This window comes from Marinobacter nauticus, from assembly GCF_003634635.1.
Taxonomy (GTDB): Bacteria; Pseudomonadota; Gammaproteobacteria; order Pseudomonadales; family Oleiphilaceae; genus Marinobacter; species Marinobacter nauticus.
This window is the reverse complement of sequence record NZ_RBJB01000003.1, coordinates 641,799-658,076: the sequence shown is the minus strand read 5'-3', so window position 1 is coordinate 658,076 and position 16,278 is coordinate 641,799. Positions and strand designations below refer to the sequence as shown.

Annotated in this window: 15 protein-coding genes; 11 read left to right on the top strand and 4 right to left on the bottom strand. The window is 59.9% G+C overall.

Features of this window, described 5'->3' with window-relative positions; translation table 11 throughout:
* The first annotated feature begins 64 nt into the window (after positions 1 to 64).
* From C7436_RS09035 to C7436_RS09000, 8 genes are all read left to right on the top strand, one after another.
* Positions 65 to 775, top strand: coding sequence for a TRAP transporter small permease subunit (locus C7436_RS09035; protein ID WP_014422555.1), 711 nt, complete (start codon positions 65 to 67; stop codon positions 773 to 775).
* Positions 772 to 2,310 carry a TRAP transporter large permease gene (locus C7436_RS09030; RefSeq protein WP_014422554.1) on the top strand — a complete coding sequence of 513 codons (1,539 nt, stop codon included), beginning with the start codon at positions 772 to 774 and terminating at the stop codon, positions 2,308 to 2,310. Before C7436_RS09035 ends, C7436_RS09030 begins: the two co-directional genes overlap by 4 nt.
* A gap of 19 nt (positions 2,311 to 2,329) precedes the next feature.
* Positions 2,330 to 2,755, top strand: coding sequence for a GlcG/HbpS family heme-binding protein (locus C7436_RS09025; RefSeq protein ID WP_014422553.1), 426 nt, complete (start codon positions 2,330 to 2,332; stop codon positions 2,753 to 2,755).
* 12 nt (positions 2,756 to 2,767) lie between these two features.
* Positions 2,768 to 4,240: an FAD-linked oxidase C-terminal domain-containing protein gene (locus C7436_RS09020; protein ID WP_121207576.1), complete on the top strand. Its 1,473-nt coding sequence runs from the start codon at positions 2,768 to 2,770 to the stop codon at positions 4,238 to 4,240.
* The gene (gene glcE / locus C7436_RS09015) at positions 4,233 to 5,300 is read left to right on the top strand and encodes a glycolate oxidase subunit GlcE (RefSeq protein WP_121207575.1); all 1,068 of its coding nucleotides are present in this window, start codon (positions 4,233 to 4,235) and stop codon (positions 5,298 to 5,300) included. Before C7436_RS09020 ends, glcE begins: the two co-directional genes overlap by 8 nt.
* Before the next feature lie 2 nt (positions 5,301 to 5,302).
* The gene (gene glcF / locus C7436_RS09010) at positions 5,303 to 6,511 is read left to right on the top strand and encodes a glycolate oxidase subunit GlcF (RefSeq protein ID WP_121207573.1); all 1,209 of its coding nucleotides are present in this window, start codon (positions 5,303 to 5,305) and stop codon (positions 6,509 to 6,511) included.
* A gap of 107 nt (positions 6,512 to 6,618) precedes the next feature.
* Complete coding sequence (locus C7436_RS09005) at positions 6,619 to 7,050, top strand: DUF4124 domain-containing protein (RefSeq protein ID WP_121207572.1); 432 nt, start codon at positions 6,619 to 6,621, stop codon at positions 7,048 to 7,050.
* A gap of 97 nt (positions 7,051 to 7,147) precedes the next feature.
* Positions 7,148 to 8,350, top strand: a complete 1,203-nt coding sequence (locus tag C7436_RS09000) for a multidrug effflux MFS transporter (RefSeq protein ID WP_121207570.1) — start codon at positions 7,148 to 7,150, stop codon at positions 8,348 to 8,350.
* Between the two features lie 6 nt (positions 8,351 to 8,356).
* Here the strand turns inward: C7436_RS09000 and C7436_RS08995 are convergent, their stop codons facing one another.
* From C7436_RS08995 to C7436_RS08980, 4 genes are read right to left on the bottom strand one after another with little or no spacing between them, the layout of a single operon-like run.
* Complete coding sequence (locus C7436_RS08995; RefSeq protein ID WP_121207568.1) at positions 8,357 to 9,154, bottom strand: ABC transporter ATP-binding protein; 798 nt, start codon at positions 9,152 to 9,154, stop codon at positions 8,357 to 8,359.
* The gene (locus tag C7436_RS08990; RefSeq protein ID WP_121207909.1) at positions 9,151 to 10,140 is read right to left on the bottom strand and encodes a FecCD family ABC transporter permease; all 990 of its coding nucleotides are present in this window, start codon (positions 10,138 to 10,140) and stop codon (positions 9,151 to 9,153) included. The genes C7436_RS08995 and C7436_RS08990 overlap by 4 nt, the downstream gene beginning before the upstream one ends.
* Positions 10,141 to 10,154: 14 nt before the next feature.
* The gene (locus tag C7436_RS08985) at positions 10,155 to 11,180 is read right to left on the bottom strand and encodes a FecCD family ABC transporter permease (protein WP_121207567.1); all 1,026 of its coding nucleotides are present in this window, start codon (positions 11,178 to 11,180) and stop codon (positions 10,155 to 10,157) included.
* Between the two features lie 8 nt (positions 11,181 to 11,188).
* The gene (locus C7436_RS08980; RefSeq protein ID WP_228198085.1) at positions 11,189 to 12,148 is read right to left on the bottom strand and encodes an ABC transporter substrate-binding protein; all 960 of its coding nucleotides are present in this window, start codon (positions 12,146 to 12,148) and stop codon (positions 11,189 to 11,191) included.
* A gap of 129 nt (positions 12,149 to 12,277) precedes the next feature.
* Here C7436_RS08980 and C7436_RS08975 point away from each other — a divergent pair, with 129 nt between their 5' ends.
* The 3 genes from C7436_RS08975 (at position 12,278) to C7436_RS08965 (ending at position 16,235) form a co-directional block, all read left to right on the top strand.
* Positions 12,278 to 13,231, top strand: a complete 954-nt coding sequence (locus tag C7436_RS08975; RefSeq protein WP_011786707.1) for a LysR family transcriptional regulator — start codon at positions 12,278 to 12,280, stop codon at positions 13,229 to 13,231.
* A 95-nt stretch (positions 13,232 to 13,326) separates the two neighbouring features.
* Positions 13,327 to 15,357, top strand: a complete 2,031-nt coding sequence (locus C7436_RS08970) for a TonB-dependent receptor domain-containing protein (protein ID WP_121207563.1) — start codon at positions 13,327 to 13,329, stop codon at positions 15,355 to 15,357.
* A gap of 11 nt (positions 15,358 to 15,368) precedes the next feature.
* Positions 15,369 to 16,235 carry a substrate-binding domain-containing protein gene (locus C7436_RS08965; protein ID WP_121207562.1) on the top strand — a complete coding sequence of 289 codons (867 nt, stop codon included), beginning with the start codon at positions 15,369 to 15,371 and terminating at the stop codon, positions 16,233 to 16,235.
* The last annotated feature ends 43 nt before the right edge of the window (positions 16,236 to 16,278 follow it).

Genomic DNA, 16,278 nt, shown 5'->3' with positions numbered 1-16,278 from the left:
GCAGGGAAGCCTTGGTTCAGGGCGCTCTCTCCCTTCCCCGCGTTGTCACTGACGTGAGGACAGTATGTCTGATCTGAGCAACTTTGGCTTTGTGCTGCCGCACTGGTTCTACTGGGGTTGGCTGGCGGTGATGCCGCTGCTGATGATGGCGTGGGACCGTTGGTCCAGTAGCCGTGGCGTGCAGGCGATTGACAAGAATGCCCTGGCAAACGAGAAGCTTCAGCAGATCGAAGCCGAAATGTCGAAAACCATCGAGTCGGATTACGCGAACTGGTTTACCCGGATCATCGACTGGATCAGCGAAAAATCTGGCGTGTTTATTTCCTTCTGGACCGTAAACGCCGTTGTTTTCTACTTTTTTGAAGTGGTTATGCGCTACATCTTCAATATGCCGACCATCTGGGTACATGAGGCCAGCTTTCTGCTGTTCGGCATGCAGTACCTGCTGGCGGGCGCGTTTGCCCTGCTGCATGGCGCCCACGTAAGGGTCGATGTGATCTATAACCTGTTGCCTGTGCGGGGCCGGATTGGCATGGATATCTTCACCTCCATGTTCTTCTTCATGTTTGCGTTGGCACTGGTGATTACCTCCTGGACCTTCTTCCAGAACTCCTACTCGATGGATGAACGTACCGTCGAGACCTGGGGCATCCAGTACTGGCCGGTCAAGGCCATGATGCTGCTGGGGGCTGTTCTACTTACCTTGGCGGGCCTGTCCAAACTGATCAAGGACATTGCCCTGTTCGTCAAGCTTGGCCGGGAGCAACACGCATGACTACCACTACAGTGAACAATCCGGGCCAGGGCAACCTCAAAGGCAAGCTTGGCACCTGGCTGATGATTCTGGCCACCGCTGCGCTGGCCTTTGTAATGTTTGTCGAGTTCGTCAACATTCTGTTCTACGACCCGTTCAGCGACGAGAAATTCCTGTTCAAGCTGGCCGGAAGCCTGGCCGATGTGAACATCGGGCCGCTCACCTACCTGATGTTTGGCTCCCTGTTGGTGGCTTTGATGATGGGGCTGCCACTGGCGTTTGTTACCGGTGGTCTTGGGGTTGCCTTCATTTATCTGGTGGGCGATTCGCTGATGCTGAACATCATCCCCAGCCGCATCTTCCCGATGATGACCAACTCGGATCTGGCCGCTATTCCGCTGTTCATCTTCATGGCGGCGATGCTCGAACGGGCCGGGCTGATCGAGGAGATGTTCAACGTCGTCTACAAGTGGATGGGTGGTGTTGGCGGCGGCCTGGCCATTGCCACTATTGTGGCCTCTACTATTCTTGCAGCGATGGTCGGGGTTATCGGTGCGGCGGTCGTGACCATGGGTATCATTGCCCTGCCGGCCATGCTCAAACGGGGTTACGACCACAAAATCGCCCTTGGCTCCATCATGGCGGGCGGCACCCTGGGTATTCTCATTCCGCCCTCGATTCTGGCGATCCTCTATGCCGTGGTTGCCCAGCAATCGGTGGGTGAACTGTATCTGGGGTCGGTGATTCCTGGCGTTCTGCTGTCCAGCCTGTATGTGTTCTATGTCTGGATCCGGGCGAAGCTGAACCCCGAACTCGGGCCTCCCATTCCCAAGGAGGAACGCATCGGCCTGAAAGACAAGCTGCTGCTTCTGAAAGACCTGATTGCGCCTCTCATTCTGGTGTTCCTGGTGCTTGGCCTGCTCTTTGGCGGCATTGCCACACCGGTTGAGGCGGCCGGCATCGGCTCATTTGGCGCCATTCTCGTGGCCATGAAACACAAGGTGTTCACCATCGCGACTCTGCGGGATGCCTCGGTGACCACCGCGAAGGCTTCCGCCATGGTGCTATGGATCATGTTTGGTGCCTCGGTGTTTGTAGGTTTCTACATTCTCCAGGGTGGTCAGGACTTTATTACCGAATCCATTCTGGGCACAGGCCTACCGGCCTACGGCATCCTGTTCCTGCTGATGGTGTTATTGGTGGTCCTGGGCATGTTCCTGGACTGGGTCGGCATCCTGCTGCTGGCGGTGCCTATCTTTATCCCCATTGTGGAAGCCCTGGAGTTCCCGGGTCTGTTTGGCCTGCCGGGCGTGTCTGGTGACGACGTGGTGCTGTGGTTCGGGGTGTTGTATCTGGTGAATATGCAGATGTCGTTCCTGAGCCCGCCCTTCGGCTATGCGCTGTTCTATATCCGCGGCGTGTGCCCGCCGGAAATTTCCATGGGCACCATCTTCAAGTCATCCCTGGTGTTCCTGGCCATCCAGGCCCTGGGCGTATTCCTGTGCATTGTGTTCCCGGCCATCACTACCTGGCTGCCCAATCTCGCTTATGGCTAACCAAGAGGAGTAAATCGTTATGTTGACCATTCATCGTCTCGACCTGTCTGATGCACGCATCCTGATTGAGGGTGCGGCGGCCAAGGCCCGTGAAATCGGCGTGCCCATGTGCATCGCAGTGGTGGACGAGTCCGGCACGCTGATCGCCTTTGAGCGTATGGACGGGGGCAAAGTGACCAGTGTTACCATCGCACAGGACAAGGCATTTACCGCTGCGGCCGCGCGCAAAGCGACCCACGACTACAATGCCGCCAACGTGCCGGGCAACCTCGCCTTCGGTATACATACTGAAGTGGGCGGTCGCCTGAGTACGGTAGGCGGTGGCCTGCCGGTGATGGTAGACGGTGAAGTGGTCGGCGGTATCGGTCTCAGCTCGGGCACGCCACAACAGGACATGGACTGTGCCCAGGCTGGCATCGACCATTTTGAAAGCAAACGCCAGTAACCGGTGTCTCTTATGAATACTCAATCCCGTATCAGCAAATCCCGGCTGGCGGAGCAGTTCCGGGCCTTTATTGACCCGGACTTCGTCATCACCGATGACGAAACCCTGAAACCCTATGAGTGCGATGGCCTGGCCATGTACCGGGAAATGCCCATGCTGGTGGTGCTCCCGGAAACCGTGGAACAGGTGCAGCGGGTCATGCGCATTTGCCACGAAAACGGTGTGCCGGTGGTGGCCCGTGGTGCCGGTACCGGTTTGTGTGCCGGTGCCATGCCGCATAAGGAAGGGGTAGTGCTCTCGCTGGCCAAGTTTAACCAAATTCTGAACATTGATCCGATTGGTCGCACCGCACGCCTGCAGCCGGGTGTCCGTAACCTGGCGATCAGCGAAGAGGCTGCACAGTACGGCCTTTATTACGGGCCGGATCCTTCCTCTCAGATCGCCTGCACCATTGGCGGCAACGTGGCCGAAAACTCCGGTGGCGTGCACTGCCTGAAGTACGGCCTGACCGTGCACAACATCCTCAGTGTGGAAATGATCACCGCCGAGGGTGACCGGGTAACGGTCGGCAGTGATGGTCTGGACAGCTGCGGTATGGATCTGCTGGCGCTGCTCACCGGCTCTGAAGGACTGCTGGGCGTGGTCACCGAGGTGAAGGTGAAACTGCTGCCCAAGCCGGAAGTGGCACAGGTGATCATGGCGGGCTTCGACAGCATCGAGAAAGCGGGCGACGCGGTGGGTGGCGTGATTTCCCACGGCATCATCCCCGGTGGCCTGGAAATGATGGATGGTCATGCCATTGTCGCGGCCGATGACTTCTGCGGTGCCGGGTATCCCCGGGATGCCAAGGCCCTGCTGCTGTGTGAAGTGGACGGCACCGAAGAGGAAGTGCACGAACACATCGCAGAGGCCGAAGCGCTGTTCCGTAAGCTGGGCGCGACCTCCATTCGCACCTCACAGAGCGAGGAAGAGCGGGCTCTGCTGTGGAAAGGGCGCAAGTCGGCCTTCCCGGCGGTGGGGCGGATCTCGCCGGATTATTACTGCATGGATGGCACCATTCCGCGTCGCTATCTGGCCAAGGTATTGCTGGAAATGGAAAAGATGTCAGAAGAGTTCGGCCTGCGGGTGGCGAACGTGTTTCATGCGGGCGATGGCAACCTGCACCCGCTGATCCTGTTTGATGCCAACGTGCCAGGCGAGTTTGAGCGCACCGAGGCGTTCGGCAGCAAGATCCTGGAGCTCTGTGTTGAGGTGGGTGGCTGCATCACCGGTGAGCATGGCGTGGGCGTGGAGAAAATTCGCCAGATGGCGGTGCAGTTCAATGATGACGAGCTGCAGCAGTTCCAGGATGTGAAAGCGGCCTTCGACCCCACCGGAATTCTGAACCCGGGCAAAGGGGTGCCCACCCTGAAATTCTGTCAGGAATACCGCTCCATCGAGCACAAGCAACACAAGCACGAAGAGGCGGACACTGCCCATGGCTGATCAGATCCAAACGATACAGGAGCAGGTGCTCCGGGCCCGCAGTAACGGGCAGAAACTCAACATTGTCGGCGGCGGCAGCAAGTCCTTTATGGGGCGCCAGAGCGATGCTGATGCCAGCACTCTGAGCCTGGCTGAGCACACTGGTGTGGTGGAATACCATCCGGTAGAGCTGGTGCTGACGGTACGTGCCGGTACCACCCTGAAAGAAATTGAAGCGGTGCTGGCGGAGCAGGGCCAGTGTCTTCACTTTGAGCCGCCGCATTTTGGCGACGCATCCACCATCGGCGGCACAATGGCCTGCAACCTGTCCGGCCCGGCCAGACCCTGGGCGGGATCGGTGAGGGATCAGGTGCTGGGTATTCGCCTGATGAACGGCAAGGGCGAACACTTGCGTTTTGGTGGCCAGGTGATGAAAAACGTGGCGGGATACGACGTTTCCCGTCTGCAGGCCGGCGCCATGGGAACACTCGGGGTGATCACCGAGATCAGCCTGAAAGTCATGCCGAAGCCGGCGGCCACCGTTACCCTGGTGCGGGAGATGGCCATGGACGAGGTGGTGGAATACATGAACCGCCGTGCCGGTGAGCCCAAACCCATCACCGGTGCCTGCTGGGTAGATGGCAAGGTGTACCTGCGCCTTGCCGGTGCAAAATCAGCGGTTGAGGCGACCGCCGAGAAGTGGGGTGGCGAGGTTATGGCTGAGGGTGACCAGTTCTGGAGAGAGGTTCAGGACATGCAGCACGGCTTCTTTGACGATCCGGAAGCACCTCTCTGGCGGTTCTCCCTGGATTCCACCGCCAGAACGCCGGAGCTTGAAGGCCCCTGGATGATCGACTGGGTTGGCTCCCAGCGATGGTATCGCGGCCAGGCATCACTCAGCGATCTGGAGCCGCTGGCTCGTGCGGCCGGTGGTCAGGTCAGTCTGTTCCGGGGTGGTGATCGCACTGCCGAAGTAATGCACAGCCAACCCGAGGCGTTGAAAACCATCCAGCGCCGCGTGAAACACTCGTTCGATCCCGACGGCATTTTCAATCCTGGCCGTCTCTATAGCTGGTTGTAATTATGCAAACGAATCTGGTTCAACAATTTGCCAATGATCCTGAAGGTCAGGAAGCGGAGGAAATCCTCAGGGCCTGTGTGCATTGCGGTTTTTGCACCGCGACCTGCCCAACCTACCAGGAACTGAACGACGAGCGGGACGGGCCCCGTGGCCGCATCTATCTGATGAAGATGTTCCTGGAAGGCGGCGAAGTGACCGAGAAAACCCGTGAACATCTCGACCGCTGCCTGACGTGTCGAAGCTGTGAAACCACCTGTCCCTCCGGCGTGAAATATGGCCGCCTGGTGGATATCAGCCGTGGTTTGATGGAGAAAGAGCTGCCGCGTAAGCCGCAGGAAAAATGGCTGCGCTGGGCGCTGACCCGCTTCCTGCCGGATCGCCGGCTGTTCGGGTTGATGCTGCGTCTGGGCCAGGCCTTCCGGCCGGTCCTGCCGGAGAAGCTGCGCACCAAGGTGCCGCCCCGCCGGCACGCCAGCCCCTGGCCCTCGTCGAGCCACAGCCGTGTGGTTCTGGCCCTGGCCGGCTGTGTTCAGCCGTCGGCTGCGCCCAATACCAACGCTGCCGCCGCCCGGGTGCTGGACAAGCTCGGCGTGACCATGGTGGAAGCCCCCGAGGCCGGATGCTGTGGCGCGGTGAACTACCATCTGTCCGAACATGAGCGCGGTCTGGAACAGATGCGCCGCAACATCGATGCCTGGTGGCCCGCCATTGAAGCTGGAGCCGAGGCCATCATCATGACCGCGTCAGGTTGTGGTGCCATAGTCCAGGATTACGGCCATCTGCTGAAAGATGATCCGGTCTACGCCAACAAGGCAAGGAAGGTGAGCGAGCTGTGCACTGATCTCGGGGCGTTCCTGTTGAAGGAAGACCTGGAGCCTCTAAAGGCCAGTGCCCAGGCTGGCAAGGTGGCGTTCCACTGTCCGTGTACCCTGCAGCACGCCATGAAACAGAATGGAGTAGTGGAGCAGGTGCTCACCAAAGCGGGAATCGACCTGGCGGCCACCAAAGACAAGCACCTGTGCTGTGGCTCGGCGGGTACCTATTCCATTACCCAGCCGGAGATGAGCCAGAAGCTGCTGGATAACAAGCTCAAGGCGTTGACGGTGGAGAACCCGGTGCGGATTGTCACGGCCAACATTGGCTGCCAGTTGCACCTGGAGAGCAAAGCAGACGTGCCGGTGAACCACTGGATCGAGTTGCTGGACCGCTGACCCGTTCCTGAAAGTGGCGCAGGTTTTCGGTATAGTCCCCAGCGCCTGTCCCGCTGCCGTGATGGCAGCGGGAATGTTGCGATAACTCTTTCACAGGATGTGATCCCATGCCAAGGAGACTGGCCCTGAGCCTGCTTTTCGTTGCCGCGGCAGCGCCCGCCACTGCTGAAATCTACCGCTGGACCGATGCCAACGGGTCCATTCACTTTTCCGATACGCCTCCCAGGCAGCTGCGACATTCCAGTGTTTCGGTGAAACCACCGGTGACCGTCCCCATGGGCGAAAACATCCGCCAGGCTGACCGAGTGCGGCAAAGCCGGGCCGAGGTGAGTCGCCTTTTGGCCCCCGGCAGCACGGATCGCTACGCCCAGGCCAGAGAGGCGAAAAAGCAGGCGGCACAGTGCGAGAAATATCGGAAGCAGCTGGACCGGATTCAGGGCCAGTTGCGAGCCGGTTACAGCAATGATCGAGGCAATGGCCTGCGCCAGAAACGACGCAAGCTCAGTCAGCTTTATAGCCGGGAGTGCGTGCTCGATTAGGCCTGAGTAGCTGAGTTCTGCCCGGGCTTCGGAAACCGCGCATTGTGGTTTCTCCTTGATTATTGTTAGCTATCTATCTAGTCAGCGGAGGTAGCCCTTGTCTCATTTTCAGCTCGCGTTATTACTTGGTATGACCGTCGCCCTGGGGCCTCTGGCTCTGGATGCGTATTTGCCAGCGTTCCCCGATATTGCCGACGGATTTGGTATTCCCCACGCGGATGTGGGCCTGACTCTCAGTGCCTATGTCGCCACCCTTGGTCTCGCCCAACTGGTGGGCGGGCCTTTGTCGGATCGCTATGGTCGCAAGCTGATTCTGTTTGTCGGGCTGACCATTTTCGCCATTGCCGCGATGATGATTGCCGGAGCCGATACCCTGGCGGAGTTGGTGGGCTGGCGAATTGTGCAGGGCATCGGCGGTGCCTTCTGTGCGGTCTCGGTGCCGGCGATTGTCCGGGACCAGGTGGGCGGGCAGGAAGCGGCGCGCCTGTTCGGCCTGATTGGCCTGATCATGTTTATTGCCCCGGCTGCGGCACCTTCACTCGGTGCGTTGATGCTTGCGCTCGGCGATTGGCACTGGATCTTCGTGCTCCTGGCCGGCTACGCCTTGTTGCTGGCGGTGGTGCTGCAAATCGCTCTGTTTCCGAAACTGAAACCCAGGCCCCAGGCCACGACGCCGGTGAAAACTCTGGTGACCAACTACCTGCTGGTGCTTCGCCATAGCACAACCATGCGCTTTGTCGGTATTCAGGTGATGTGCTTCAGCACCATGCTGTTGTTCATTACCCACTCGTCGTTTATCTACCAGGAGTGGTTCGGCCTGTCCAATGCCAGTTTCTCCATGCTGTTCGCGGCCAATATCGGATTGATGGCGGTGCTGAATCTGGTCAACCGGCCACTGTTGCGGCGTTTCCCATCGGTAATCCTGTTGCGGGTACAGGTCATGCTGCAGTTCCTGATGCTGGTCGGGCTGGTCACCGTGGTGTTTCTGGGCGGGCCGTTCTGGGCGGTGGCGTTGTTCATCATTGGCGCCATTGGCTGTCAGGGCGGGATCGTGCCTAACAACATGGCCAATGCGCTGGAGTTCTTTCCGCATCTGGGCGGAACCGCCGCTGCCATGCTTGGCGCCTCCCAGTTCACCCTGGCCGGAGGGATCAGTGCGCTGTCATCGGCCTTTGGGGGTGATGCGCTTCTGCCTATCGTGCTGAGCATGCTGGCCTGCTCGGCTGGCGCTGTGGTGCTGGCGGCCGGAGCGCCAGCCGCGATTGCCCGGGAAAAGGCCAGGGCCGAAACCGCGGCCTGATACCGCTCAGGGATTGCGGCGCACATTGACCAGTAACGGGCTACCGGTGGCCGGGTCGTGAATCAGATCGCAGCTGACGCCGTAGAGTTCCTGCACCAGCTCCGGTGAGACAATCTCCGCCGGAGCGCCCTCCTCAATAATGGTTCCATTTTTCATGGCCACCATATGGTCCGCATAGCGACAGGCACTGGCCAGGTCGTGCACCACCATGGCGATGGTCTTGCCTTGTCCGCTCAGTGCCCGGATTAACTCAAACACTTCAATCTGGTGGCCCAGATCCAGGGCCGATGTAGGTTCGTCCAGCAGTAACAGCGGCGTTTGCTGGGCCACCGACATGGCAATCCAGGCCCGCTGTCGTTGCCCGCCAGAGAGGGTGTCCAGTGCACGGTCAGCCAGTCCGGCAACATCGGCGGCCTGTATCGCCTGATCGAAGGCCCGTTGGTCTTCTTTCGACCACTGTGCCATCCAGCCCTGATGAGGCTGGCGGCCAAAGCGCACCAGGTCGGCAACGGTGAGACCTTCCGGGGCGGTGTTGTCCTGGGGTAGCAGGGCCAGTTTCCGGGCGACTTCTTTGGACGGCAGGCGATGGATATCCTTGCCGTCAAGAAGCACCGAGCCCCGCTTGGGCGCATGAATCCGGGCCAGGCCGTTCAGCAAGGTGGATTTTCCGCAGCCGTTGGGGCCCACGATGGCGGTGACTTGGGCCGTTGGCAGATGAAGGCTCAGATTCGCCGCCACAATAAACTGACGGTGCGCCAGAGTGATGTCGTCGGCGGCAAGGGTCGCGGTTTGGGATTGGCTCATGTCAGGCTCCGTGGCGAAGGTCTCAGCAGTATCCAGAGCAGGTAGGGGCTGCCGACGATGGCGGTAATGATGCCCACCGGAATTTCCAGAGGCGCAAACAGCGTGCGGCCTAACAGGTCGGCAACCAGCATGAAGCTGGCGCCCGCCAGGGCCGCAGCCGTGAGCGGAACCTTGCCCGGGCGGCACAGGGCCCGGGCAAGCTCCGGCGCCAGCAGGGCAATCAGGCCAACCGGCCCGCAGACGGATACTGCCAGGCCCGTGAGCATCACCGACAAACCCAGGCCGATTATGCGGGTGGCTTTCAGTCGTGTGCCCAGGGCAATGGCTACCGCATCCGTGAACTGCAAGGTATTGAGGGCCCGGCTGAGACTCATCAGAACCAGGTAGCCGGCCGCAAGGCCAATTCCGAGCACCAGAACACTCTGGCCGGAACGGGCATTCAGACTGCCCACGGTCCAGGGATAGGCTGCATTGGCGGCATCAATCGCCACCCGACTGAGCATTACCTGGGTGACTGCGCCCGCGATGGCGCCAATGCCGATGCCGGCGACGATAAAGCGATAACCCCGGGTGCCATTGGCCCCCGCCAGGCCAAAGGCAATCGCCGTGGCGGCTGCCGCTCCGGCCAGTGCCATGGCCGATGGCGCCAGCGATAGCCCCACGCCCACCACCGACGCGACCGCAAAGGCGGTAGCCGCGTTATCGATGCCGATAATGCCCGGTGTCGCCAGACGGTTACGGGCCAGGGTCTGCATCAGGCACCCGGCCATGGCCAGCGCAGCCCCACTTAGTAGTCCCGCGTTTACCCGGCTCAGACGAAGCTCGTTGATCACGAAATCGGTCATCGGGTCTGCGTGGCCGGCTAATGCCCTGAGGGTATCGAACAGGGAAACCTGCACGGTACCGGTGGCCAGCGAGATGATGGTTGCCAGGACTAACAGCCCGAGCAGGGCGGTATTAACCAGCGTGTTGCGTTTATCCGGCATGGCGAATCCTGCGGTCATAGCGAAGGCATCCGGCCGGCCCGGACAATGGCCAGCAGCACCGGAGCGCCAATCAGCGCGGTAACCACCCCCAGAGGCATTTCGGCGGGCGCGGCAATCAACCGGGAAAGCACGTCGGCACCCAGTACCACGGCAGGGCCAACAGGCACACACAGCCAGAGGGTCTTGCGGATATCGGGGCCGGAAAAGGCCCGGGCAATAAACGGCACCACCAGTCCGACAAAGATCAGGGGCCCGGCGAGGGCCGTTGCCGAGCCCACCAGCAGAGCAACCGTGAAAGTGATCAGGAAGCGGATTCGCCCCGGGTGATGTCCCAGTCCAACGGCCGCTTTTTCGCCCAGGGCCATGGCTGCCAGTGGTCGTGCCACGATAGCAATCAGAACCAGGGCGAGAGTGATGGAGGGAAGCGTTGCCCAAAGCATGGACAAGGGTTTGCCGGCCACGCTGCCGGTAATCCAGAAGCGAATCTCATCGGCGGCTCGCTGGTCCATCAGCATCAACATGGAGGTCAGTGCCAGCAGCAGACCTGTCATCGTAGCCCCGGCCAATACCAGACGCACAGGATCATTGCCCAGGCCCTGCACCCTGGTAGCGGCAATCACCAGGGCACAGCCGGCGAGCGCTCCAAGCTGGGCGGACAGGGTGGTGAGAGTGGCTGTGGTGGCGCCCAAGAGGATGGCCAGGGCCACTGCAAAGCCACTGCCAGCACTGACGCCCAGCAAGCCCGGTTCGGCCAGTGGGTTGCGGGTCATGGACTGGAGCAGCGCACCGGCCAGGCCCAGTGCAAGGCCGGTGATCAGGGCAATGATGGTGCGGGGCAGCCGAAGCTCGGTGACCACAAACCAGGCTTCCTCCGTGCCATTGGCCATCAGCGCCGCCATGGCATCGCTGGCAGACACCGGGCCGGCGCCATAGAGCAGGCTGGCCAGTACCACCAGTAATAATAAAAATCCCGCAGCCAGAAGCGGCGGGAAAAAAGCGCGAGACGCAACCACGCTAGTCGGGGATAGAGCGTTCAACATTGGGCGCTTCAGGGCTGAATGGCAGTGACCGCGGCTTCGATGTCATCAAGAATGGCCAGTACCGCCAGAGGTCCGGTAGCGCTGGTCCAGAGTTGCCCGCTGACGGTGATCACCCGGTCGTGTTCAACCGCATCCAGGCGGGCAAAGGCCGGGGATTGGCGGGCCGCCTCCAGTGCTTTGTCGCCATCTTCATTCAGTGTCGCCAGGAATACCCAGCTTTGATCCATGCTGGACAGGTTCTCCAGGCTCAGTGGTTCGCTATGGGGGCGACCTTCTTTAACCAGATCATTGTCATCTATCCGGAAGCCTACTGCCTGAAGAATCGAGGCCGAGAACAGGCCTTCCGCCATCACCAGGGGCCCCTGGGGCATCCAGCGAACCAGGGTGGCATCTCGCTGGGCTTCCGGGATGCGAGCCGCCACAAGGGCGGCCACTTCGCCAATGCGGGATTCGACTTTGGCAATCACCCGCTCAGCGGCCTCTTCCTTCCCCAGGGCTTTGGCGAACAGGCGGGTTTCCCGTTCCCAGCTGTCCGGCTGGAACATGGGAACATCTGACACGATCACCGGCGCAATACGCGACAGCAACTGGTATTGCTGCTCATTGGTGCGCGGTGCAGCCAGAATCAGATCGGGCCGGACGGAGATAACCGCTTCAATATTGGTTTCGGCCGGTGCGCCCACAATAGCGATATCACCCGCCCGGGACTTGATGTAATCGGCAACGTCGCTGCCGCCACGGGTAATCACTGCGCCCACTGGGTTGGCATCGACGGCCAGTGTCGTGTCCAGGGCACCCTCATACAGTGTGACTACTCGCTCTGGCTGGCCGTTGACCGTTACCGGGCCATAGGCCGTTTCCACAGACCGACTATCCGCGAGACTGGCACCCACGCCCATGGTGGAGAGCGTCAGTGCGGCAATGGAACGGAGAAGCGTCTGTTTTAGGGCGTGAGTGCGGCATGTCATGGTCAGTGCGCTCCGGCAGCGGGGTGTTAGATAGCTTGCAAATTTTAATGGAAAATAATGATAATGGTTCTCGTTAAGGTTTTAAAGTGATAAATTGGAACGGTCAGTTGCAAATAATGGAACCAAATTATGTATGACTTGCAGGAGCTGGAAGCTTTCGTGTCGGTAGTGCGCACCGGCAGCCTGACCGCCAGTACCCGGGATCTGGGACTACCCAAGTCCACTCTCAGCCGCCGGATTCGACAACTGGAGGAGAATGTGGGGCAGCCACTGTTGCTGAGACAATCCCGGAAGATCGTGCCGAACGATGCCGGGCGTGTGTTCTACCGCTATTGCAACGACATTCTCGAGTTGGTGGTGCAGGGGCGGGAGGCACTGGACGAACTCAAAGCCGAGGTAACCGGCAAGCTGGAATTGCGTTGTCACGAATCTTTTGTGCGTGGCTGGTTTTCCGGGGTGGTTGAGTCCTTTATGGCTGACCATGACGACCTTCGTGTTGCGATTCACACCCAGAGGAACCTGCCGGAAGCGGTCGAGGACGGTGTGTGTATCTGGCTGGGCGAGACCGGTGAGACAGCGCTGCGCCAGGAGGTGCTCGGTGTACTCAAGCAGGGTATTTTCGGTAGCCCGGCCTATTTCCGGCAGCACGGCAAGCCGGCTGCACCGGGAGAGCTTGCCCATCATCCCTGGGTGGATCTGCTGGGTATGGCAGACACCGGGGTGATATTGCACCACTCCCGCCAGGGCAATTTTCCGCTGTCGCTACCGGACCGTCGGTTTACCGTGGACCAGTTCAATGTGCAGGGTGACGCCATTGCCGCGGGCCGCGGCCTGGGCTTGATGCCGGTCTGGCTGGTGGAACGTCGGCTGACGGCTCATCCCGGCAGTTTTCAGTCCTGTCTACCGGAGTGGTATGGACCCGACCTGCCAGTGACCTTGCTTTATCCTCATGGTGTTCTTCCCCGTCGGGTGCGGGCCTTTATTGCTCATCTACGAAGCTGTATCCCGGAGGAATGGACTGGGGGCGGTGGTACTGCCACACAGGCTGTTCCGAAAAGCGGAACGCATCATTCCAACACCTGAACCCTTGCGCTGTGTTAATGTTCACGCCACTGATAATGATTCGCAAATGCGAAAACTGATACATCGTGAACGTTGCACAACACAAGGAGTTATTCATGCGCCGTCGTTTTCCTTTGCTGGCGTCAGCGGTTGCCCTGGCCAGTGCCAGCGCCGCAAGTCTGGCCCAGGCCGAGCCCGTTGAGCTGGGTGAAATTGTGGTGACTGCCGCTGGCTTCGAGCAGAATATCTCGGATGCGCCGGCCAGTATTTCGGTGATCTCTGGCGACGAGCTGGCGAAGAAGTCCTACAAGAGTATTGTCGATGCGGTGAATAACATCCCGGGAGTGTACGTAACCGGTGGCGGTGGTGCGCAGGACATCAGCATTCGGGGGATGGACGACAGTTACACGCTTTATCTGGTCGACGGCCGGCCGGTCTCAGCGGGGCGTTCGGTAAACACCAACGGCCAGGACGGTGGCAAGCAGATTGCTCTGCCGCCCATCTCCATGATCGAGCGGGTTGAAGTCATCCGTGGCCCGATGTCGTCGCTGTACGGTTCTGAAGCCATGGGCGGCGTCATCAACATCATCACCCGCAAAAACCGTGGTGAGTGGGCGGGCACTATCTCATCCGAGTACACCAAATCTCTGAACGATGTCAGCAACGACAGCCGGCAGACCAGCCTGTTTGCCGGCGGCGCATTGGTGGAGGACCTGCTCAGTGCGGAAGTGAATGCTGCCTGGGGAGGGGATGATGAGAGCGATTTTGCCGGTGCCGATGACTCCGCACGCAGTACCCCGGAAAGCAAGCGCAAGCAGGGTGGTGCCAAGCTGATTCTGACTCCGGATAGTCGCAACGAATTTGCCCTGAGTTACGACAGTTCCCGTCTGGAAGAGACCAGCACACCCGGCAAGAGTGTGGCAGAGGATGAAACCGGCTCAAACTACATCTATGACAAAGATGTATACGTGCTGTCTCACGCCGGCAACTATGGCGATTGGTTGACCCGGAGCTTTATCCAGCATGACCTGTCCGAGCGGGTACAGGATCAGACCAAGAAAGAGAAAGTATCGATGCTGGATACCCAGGCTACACGGTTCTGGGGCGACCATGTGCTGACGGTGGGTGGCCAGTACAAGAAGGAAAAGCTGACCGACGAAACCAACGGTTTGCTGACATCCAATATTCCAGGCGCCGTCCGCAGTGTTGATCGCTGGATCGCTGCAGTGTACTCGGAAGTGGAGTGGGGGCTGACCGAGCAGTTGTCGGTGACCACAGGGCTGCGTTACAACGATGACGAGCTGTTTGGCGGTGAGTTTTCACCAAGGGTTTACGCACTTTACGATCTGACGCCAGAGCTGACCCTCAAGGGTGGGGTGTCTACGGGATATCGTCAGCCGGGTCTGGCCGATGTGACCGAAGGCTTCGGCCGCGGCACTGGCGGCGGTGGCTCACCAGCGCCGCATCCACGGGCATTGATCATCGGCAACCCGGAACTGGATCCGGAATCCAGTATCAGCTACGAGGCGGGAATGGTGTTTGATAGCCGGGCCATGGGGCTGAACGCCAGCGTGATGCTGTTCCAGACCGATTTCAAAGACAAGATTGCCGAAGACCGGCTTTGTGAGTCTCCCAATGGGGATCGCGATGACCCGGCAACCTGGACCTGCAGCTTTCAGGGCAACGACTACCTGTTCCTGAGTACCCGGGCCAACATCGACGAAGCCGAAATGCGAGGCGTCGAACTGACGCTGGATTACCGGCTGACCGACTCGGTCACTCTGAATTCCAGCTACACCTACACCGACTCTGAACAGAAGACCGGCGAGTACAAAGGCGAACCGCTGAACAAAATTCCTGAGCACATGGCTAACGCCAACCTGGACTGGCAAGCGAATAACCGGCTGAATCTTTGGTTCCAGGCCAACTACCGTGGTGAAACCAGTGATTACCTTGGCCGCCGTAGCATGTCAGATGGTACGCCGGGTTACACGCTGATGGATGCCGGCTTGCTTTACCAACTGACCGATTCTGCCCGGGTGACCGCGGGGCTGTACAACCTGGCTGATAAAGAAATCACCAATGATGACTATGGCGTGGTGCTGGATGGCCGTCGCCTGAACCTTGGCCTGGCGGTCGACTTCTGAGGAGAGTAACCATGACTTCAATGAAACGGATTATGGCTTTTGCTCTGGCCGGCATAACCCTGACCGGGTGCGCGACCACGACGGAAGTAACCGGCCCCACGGTGATCAGCTACGATCACGGTGCACTGGACACCTTGCTGGAGCTGGGTCTGGAAGAAAAGGTTGTGGCCATTCCACACCAGAGCCTGCCGGATTATCTGGCGGACCTGGGGGCAAGGCTGCCGGACGCAGGCGGTCTGAAGACCCCCGACCTGGCATTGGCCACTGACCTGAAACCAGGATTGGTACTGATGACCGGGCGCCAGGGCGCGGAAGCCCTTACGTCCTTTGCGAAGGCGGCTCCAGTACGTGATGTCACGCTGGAGGGGAATAATCTTCAGGCCGCGGTGAATGACCGGGTGCTCAGCCTGGCTGGCTACTACGGCCTTGAAGAAGCGGCTGGCATAGAGCTGGACGCGCTCTGGCAGCACGTTGAGGCGCAAAAGGCGACCTTGGCCGACGCAGGTACCGTTACCGTGGTGACCCATAATAACGGGAACTTTTCACTCCGGCAGGAAGCATTGGTCTACGAGCTACTGGCGTTGACACCTGCGGCTGTGCCAGACAGTGTGCAGCCCGTGGTGCGTGGCGAGCGTACCTTCTATCCGGTAACAGCCGATGTTCTGGCGCAAATGGCGCCGGATAACCTGCTGGTGGTTGATCGCAGTGCCGCGATCGGAGATGAACCGCTGGCGCCGGAGACGTTGAAAGCTTCGCTGGCCGAGGCTGGTGTGTCTACCGAAGTCGTGGTGCTTAACCCAGGCCTCTGGTACCTGTCCGGTGGCGGCTTGCAGAGCGTACGGCTGCAAGTGGATGAAGTGGTGAACGCGGTGCGGTAACTTCCTCGCAGCAGAATCTTAAGGCCTGCCGGCAAACGCCGAC

Excerpts from the sequence above, each read along its gene's own strand:
- C7436_RS09025 (WP_014422553.1), top strand. The coding sequence starts at position 2,330 with ATGTTGACCATTCATCGTCTCGACCTGTCTGATGCACGCATCCTGATT.
- C7436_RS08965 (WP_121207562.1), top strand. The coding sequence starts at position 15,369 with ATGACTTCAATGAAACGGATTATGGCTTTTGCTCTGGCCGGCATAACC.
- C7436_RS09030 (WP_014422554.1), top strand. The coding sequence starts at position 772 with ATGACTACCACTACAGTGAACAATCCGGGCCAGGGCAACCTCAAAGGC.
- C7436_RS09020 (WP_121207576.1), top strand. The coding sequence starts at position 2,768 with ATGAATACTCAATCCCGTATCAGCAAATCCCGGCTGGCGGAGCAGTTC.
- C7436_RS08980 (WP_228198085.1), bottom strand. The coding sequence starts at position 12,148 with ATGACATGCCGCACTCACGCCCTAAAACAGACGCTTCTCCGTTCCATT.
- C7436_RS09005 (WP_121207572.1), top strand. The coding sequence starts at position 6,619 with ATGCCAAGGAGACTGGCCCTGAGCCTGCTTTTCGTTGCCGCGGCAGCG.
- C7436_RS08970 (WP_121207563.1), top strand. The coding sequence starts at position 13,327 with ATGCGCCGTCGTTTTCCTTTGCTGGCGTCAGCGGTTGCCCTGGCCAGT.
- C7436_RS08990 (WP_121207909.1), bottom strand. The coding sequence starts at position 10,140 with ATGCCGGATAAACGCAACACGCTGGTTAATACCGCCCTGCTCGGGCTG.
- glcE (WP_121207575.1), top strand. The coding sequence starts at position 4,233 with ATGGCTGATCAGATCCAAACGATACAGGAGCAGGTGCTCCGGGCCCGC.
- C7436_RS08975 (WP_011786707.1), top strand. The coding sequence starts at position 12,278 with ATGTATGACTTGCAGGAGCTGGAAGCTTTCGTGTCGGTAGTGCGCACC.
- glcF (WP_121207573.1), top strand. The coding sequence starts at position 5,303 with ATGCAAACGAATCTGGTTCAACAATTTGCCAATGATCCTGAAGGTCAG.
- C7436_RS09035 (WP_014422555.1), top strand. The coding sequence starts at position 65 with ATGTCTGATCTGAGCAACTTTGGCTTTGTGCTGCCGCACTGGTTCTAC.
- C7436_RS08985 (WP_121207567.1), bottom strand. The coding sequence starts at position 11,180 with ATGTTGAACGCTCTATCCCCGACTAGCGTGGTTGCGTCTCGCGCTTTT.
- C7436_RS08995 (WP_121207568.1), bottom strand. The coding sequence starts at position 9,154 with ATGAGCCAATCCCAAACCGCGACCCTTGCCGCCGACGACATCACTCTG.